Consider the following 5,356-nt stretch of genomic DNA (forward strand, 5'->3'; position numbering starts at 1 on the left):
GCGCACCGCCCCCGCCGCCGCGCGCACGGCGCCGCCGGTGACGTAGGTCTGCCGCGAGGCCGAGGTGGACCCCGCGCTGCCGATCGCGGTGTCGGCCGGTTCGACCGTGACCCGCTCGACGCCCAACTCCTCGCGCACGATCTGCCGCAGCACGGTCACCAGGCCCTGGCCGACCTCGACGGCGGCGGTGTGCACCGTGGCGGCGGGCTCGCCGCCGAGCACCCGCAGCCGCACCCGCGCGGTGGAGTGGTCGTCGAAACCTTCGGAGAAGCAGATGTTCTTCAGGCCCACCGCGTAGCCGACCCCGCGTACGACCCCCTCGCCGTGCGTGGTGTTCGACACCCCGCCGGGGAGCAGGCGCGGGTCCGGTTCCCCGGCACCTCCCGGCTCCGGCGCTCCCGGCCCGGCACCTCCCGGTTCCGGGGGCAGCGGCATGTCCCGCACCCGCTCCAGCAGCTCCGCCACCGGGGCGGGAGCGTCCACCACCTGCCCGGTCGGCATCGACGATCCTTCGCGCAGCGCGTTGCGCCTGCGCACCTCGACCGGGTCGAGCCCGCACTCGCGCGCCAGTGCGTCCATCTGGGACTCGTAGGCGAACGCCGCCTGCACGGCGCCGAAACCGCGCATCGCGCCGCACGGCGGGTTGTTCGTGTAGACGCCACGGCAGTCCACGGTCACGTTCGGCACCTCGTACGGGCCGACGCCGAGGGTGGCGGCGTTGCCCGCGACGGCGCCGGTGGTCGAGGCGTAGGCACCGCCGTCGAGGACGATCTCGGCCTTGACGTGCACGAGTCTGCCGTCCCGGTCCGCGTGGTGTTCGTACCGCAGCACCGCCGGGTGGCGGTGCACGTGCCCGTGGAAGGACTCCTCGCGGTCGTAGACCATCTTCACCGGCCTGCCGGTGCGCAGCGCGAGCAGGCAGGCGTGGATCTGCACGGACAGGTCCTCGCGTCCGCCGAACGCGCCGCCCACCCCGCCGAGGGTCAACCGCACCTTCTCCGTCGGCAGCCCCAGCGCGGCCACGACCTGCCGCTGGTCGGCGTGCAGCCACTGCGTCGCGACGTACAGGTCCACCCCGCCGTCGTCGCCGGGCACGGCCAGCCCCGCCTCCGGGCCGAGGAAGGCCTGGTCCTGCATGCCGACCTCGTAGGTGCCGGTGACCACGACGTCGCCCACGGCGCCGGGGTCGCCCCGGCGGACCGGCACGTGCCGCACGACGTTGCCGCCCGGGTGCAGGACGGGCCCGTGGCCCGCGGCGGCGGCCACGGGATCGGTCACCGGCTCCAGGACCGCGTAGTCGACCGCAATCCGCGTCAGGGCGCGGCGCGCCGTCTCCGGGTGGTCGGCGGCCACCAGCGCCACCGGCTCCCCCCGGTAGCGCACCACGTCCCCGGCCAGCACCGGCTGGTCGGGCCGTTCCAGGCCGTAGCGGTTCTCGCCGGGCACGTCCTCGTGGGTGAGTACCGCGTGGACACCGGGCAGGGCCACCGCCCCGGTGACGTCGATGGCGGTGATCCGGGCGTGCGGGTGGGGGCTGCGCAGGGTCGCGCCCCAGATCATGTCGTCGTGCCAGAGGTCGGAGGCGAAGGCGAACTCGCCGCGCACCTTGGCCGGGCCGTCGGGCCGGGCCGGGCTCGACCCGATACCGCCCGTGGCGCCCGCATGGGTGTCGGTGTGGGTGGACGTTCCGGTCGTGCTCATGGCCGTGTGCCCTCCAGTCGTCGACTCGCGGCGCCCAGGTCGGCGGCGAGTGCCGCCGCGTCGGCGGTGCGCAGCGCGCCGTCGGAGACGACCCGGCGTCCGCCGACCAGCGACAGCCGCACTTCCGGCGTGGCGCCCAGGATCAGGGCCGCCACGGGGTCGTCGATCCCCGCGTGCGCGAGACCGTCCGTGGCCCAGACGACGAGGTCGGCGAGCTTGCCCGGTTCCAGCGAGCCCAGCTCGTCCTGCCTGCCGAGGCAGCGCGCGCCGTCCACCGTGGCCATCCGCAGTGCCTCCCGCGGCGCCAGCGCACGGGGGCCGCCGCGTTGCCGTGCCTGGAGCACCGCCTGGTGCAGCTGTTCGCCCAGTCCCCCGGACTCGTTGGACGCCGCCCCGTCGACGCCGAGCCCGACGGGGACGCCCACGTCGCGCAGGTCCCGCACCGGGGCGATCCCGGTGCCGAGCCGGCCGTTGGAGGTGGGGCAGTGCGCCGACCCGGTGCCGGTCGCACCCAGTTCGCGGATCTCCGCGGGCGAGACGTGCACCGTGTGCGCCAGCCACACGTCCTCACCCAGCCACCCGAGCGCCTCCGCGTGGGCGACCGGGTCGCGGCCGTACTCGGCCCGGCACCGTTCCTGCTCGTCGAGGGTCTCGGCCAGGTGGGTGTGCAGCCGCACGCCACGTCTACGGGCGAGGTCGGCGGCGCCGGTCATGAGCGCGTCGGACACGGTGAACGGCGAGCACGGCCCCACCGCCACGCGCAGTTCCGCGCCGGGCGTGGGGTCGTGCCAGGCGTCGATCGCCTCCTCGGTGCCGGCGAGCGCGGCGTCGGTGTCCTCGACGAGGTGGTCCGGGGGCAGGCCGCCGTCGGAGGCCCCCCGGTCCATCGACCCGCGCACGAGGTGGGCGCGGAGGCCGACGCTGCGCACGGCGTCCACCAGCGCCGCCATCTGGTCGCCGCCGTTCCGGGGGAAGACGTAGTGGTGGTCGGCGACGGTGGTGCACCCGGTCAGCGCCAGCCGTGCCAGCCCGGCCGCCGCGGCGGCCCGGGTGATCTCCGCGTCGAGCCGTCCCCACACCGGGTACAGCGTGACGAGCCACTCGAACAGGGTCGCGTCGGTCGCCCACCCGCGGGTGGCCCACTGGTACAGGTGGTGGTGGGTGTTCACCAGCCCCGGCGTGACCAGGCACCCACCCGCGTCCACCCGCTCCCCGGACAGCCCCTCGGGCGCGGGCCCGGCCCCGACGGCGGCGATCCGCGCCCCGTCCACCACGACGTGCCCACCGTGGTACTCGCTCCCCGCCGCATCGACGGTCACGACCACCGCATTCTCGATCACCAACACCGCACTCCCCCGTTCCCGCGCGAGCCTCCCCGCGAGTCGCCACCCCACGACCGCGAGTCGCCACCCCAGGCCCGCGAGTCGCCACCCCAGGCCCGTGAGTTGACACCCCACGACCGCGAGTTGGCGCAAAGGAACCGCGAGTTGGCGCACCAGGACCATGCGTCGACGCCCCGATGCCGCGAATCGGCGTTCCGGGACGATGACCGCCCGGTTCCTCCGTCCTCCCGGGAGGCCGGACGGGTGATCGGTGGTGCCCGGTGTGTGTCGGGGCGGTGCCCGGATCGGCCGGCACACCGGCACGCCCGCGCCGACTCGCCGACACGGGATGCCGACTCGCGGGCACGGGGTGTCGACTCGCGGGCACGGGAGGGCAACTCGCGGGCATGAAGTGGCGACTCGCGGGGGTGGGGGGTCATGGGTGGGCCGCCCGGCGGACCGCGGCGAGGATGGTCTCGTAGCCGGTGCAGCGGCAGAGGTTTCCGGCCAGGGCCTCGCGGATGTCGGCGTCGGCGGGGTCGGGGACGCGGGAGAGCAGGTCGTGCACGGCGACGACGAGGCCGGGCGTGCAGAAGCCGCACTGGACCGCCCCGGCGTCCAGGAACGCCTGCTGCACCGGGTGCAGCTCCTCGCCCTCGGCCAGCCCTTCGACAGTGCGGACCTCACGGCCGTGGGCCTGCCCGGCCGCCACCAGGCACGCACACACCGCGACCCCGTCCAGATACACCGTGCACGAGCCGCACTCGCCCTGCTCGCAGGCGTTCTTCGACCCGGGAAGACCGAAGGTGTCCCGCAGCAGGGACAGCAGGCTCTCCCCTTCCCACACGTCGTCGGCCCGCCGGGCCGCACCGTTGACCGTCACCGTCAGGCGCACGAGCGCACCCCTTCCCTGTTCCGGTGGTCCCGCCACGCCCAGGTCAGGGCGCGGCGTGCGAGGACGGCGAGCGCGTGCCGCCGGTAGTCCGCGGTGCCGCGCACGTCGTCGATCGGGTCGGCGGCCCCGGCGACGAGCGCGCCGAACCGGTCGACCAGCGTGTCCGGCAGCGGTGCCGGGTCGTCCCACGGCAGTTCGGTGGTGAGGAACCGCTCGGCCTCCTCCGCGCGCCGGGGCACCGGCCCGGCCGAGCCGAAGGCGGCTCCGACGTAGTGCGGCCGGAGCACGAGGGCGAACGAGCACACCGCGATGACCATCGCGTTGCGCGTGCCGACCTTGCTGAACTGTTCGGCACCGGACAGCGCGGGCAGGTGCACCGCGGTGATCAGTTCGTCCGGGTCGAGGACGGTGCGTCCCGGCCCGAGGTAGAACCGCTCCGCCGCGACCAGCCTGCTGCCCCGGACCGACGCGAGTTCCATCCGCGCCCCCGAGGCCAGCAGCACCGGATGGGTGTCCCCCGCGGGGGAGGCCGCGCCGAGGTTGCCGCCCACGGTGCCCCGGTTGCGGATCTGCGGTGAGCCGACGGTCCGGGACGCCGCCGCCAGGCCCGGCAGCCGCCCACCGAGTTCGTCGATCACCCGTGCGTACGGCACGCCCGCGCCGAGCCGCACCTGCCCGTCGGCGACCGAGACGGTGGCCAGTTCCTCGATCCCGGTGAGATCGAGCAGGGTCTCCGGGCGGCGCCGGTCGAAGTTCAGCTCCACCATCACGTCGGTCCCACCGGCCAGGGGAACCGCCTCCGGGCGGTGTGCCCTGACCGCCAGGGCCTCGGCCAGACTCGCCGGTCGCACGAACTCCACGGATGCCTCCCGGTGACGAGGGTGTGTCCCAGTACACAGCCCTCCGGCGACAGCGGCAACGGCGTCCCCGCCGAATCCGGGGGCAGCGCACGCCCCGGTTCTTGTGCTTTCCTACAACCCGATGACGACGGTGCGGACCCTGCTGGCGATGCCCGAGCTGCGTCTGCGCGCACGGGCGGGCGACGACCTGCTCGACCGCGGGATCTCCCGGGTCTACGTCACCGAACTGCCCGACCCGAGCCGCTACCTCGCCGCGGACGAGCTGGTGCTCAGCGGTCTGCTGTGGTGGCACGGGCCCGACGACGCGGAGGTGTTCGTCTCCGCCCTGGCACGGGCCGGATGCGCGGCGTTGGCGGCTTCCGGCGCGGACACCGGCGGGATCCCGGACGCGCTGGTGCACGCGTGCCTGCGGCACCGGGTGCCGCTGCTGGAGGTGCCCGCTGACCTGTCCTTCGCGGTGATCACCGAGCGGGTGGTGTCCGCCCTCGCCGGCGGGTCCGACGGTGCCCGCACGCGCCTGCTCGCGGTGGCGGCCGAGACCGGATCGCTGGACGCGCTGGTCCGCGCCGGCGCGGCCG

General features: G+C 75.2%; 5 protein-coding genes. 1 reads left to right on the top strand and 4 read right to left on the bottom strand.

The window, feature by feature from the left end:
- The 4 genes from ACTIR_RS0114285 to ACTIR_RS0114300 all read right to left on the bottom strand — a co-directional run.
- Nucleotides 1-1,701: xanthine dehydrogenase family protein molybdopterin-binding subunit (locus ACTIR_RS0114285; protein ID WP_026454803.1), on the bottom strand; the 1,701-nt coding region annotated here is incomplete at its 3' end.
- Entirely contained in the window at nt 1,698-3,206 is a 1,509-nt protein-coding gene (locus ACTIR_RS0114290; RefSeq protein ID WP_233345914.1) for an 8-oxoguanine deaminase, read from the bottom strand. The genes ACTIR_RS0114290 and ACTIR_RS0114285, both read right to left, overlap by 4 nt.
- Nucleotides 3,207-3,459: 253 nt before the next feature.
- Nucleotides 3,460-3,918, bottom strand: a complete 459-nt coding sequence (locus ACTIR_RS0114295; RefSeq protein WP_026454805.1) for a (2Fe-2S)-binding protein — start codon at nt 3,916-3,918, stop codon at nt 3,460-3,462.
- Nucleotides 3,909-4,778: an FAD binding domain-containing protein gene (locus ACTIR_RS0114300; protein WP_026454806.1), complete on the bottom strand. Its 870-nt coding sequence runs from the start codon at nt 4,776-4,778 to the stop codon at nt 3,909-3,911. Before ACTIR_RS0114300 ends, ACTIR_RS0114295 begins: the two co-directional genes overlap by 10 nt.
- 121 nt (nt 4,779-4,899) lie before the next feature.
- Between ACTIR_RS0114300 and ACTIR_RS0114305 the strand changes: the two genes are divergently transcribed.
- A partial coding sequence (locus tag ACTIR_RS0114305; protein ID WP_034240113.1) for a PucR family transcriptional regulator ligand-binding domain-containing protein occupies nt 4,900-5,356 on the top strand: 457 nt, incomplete at its 3' end.

This window comes from Saccharomonospora iraqiensis subsp. iraqiensis, from assembly GCF_000430445.1.
Lineage (GTDB): Bacteria > Actinomycetota > Actinomycetes > Mycobacteriales > Pseudonocardiaceae > Saccharomonospora > Saccharomonospora iraqiensis.

What these genes read in the sequence shown, in the direction of transcription:
- ACTIR_RS0114290 (WP_233345914.1), bottom strand. Translation starts at nt 3,206, where the DNA reads ATGGTCCTGGTGCGCCAACTCGCGGTTCCTTTGCGCCAACTCGCGGTC.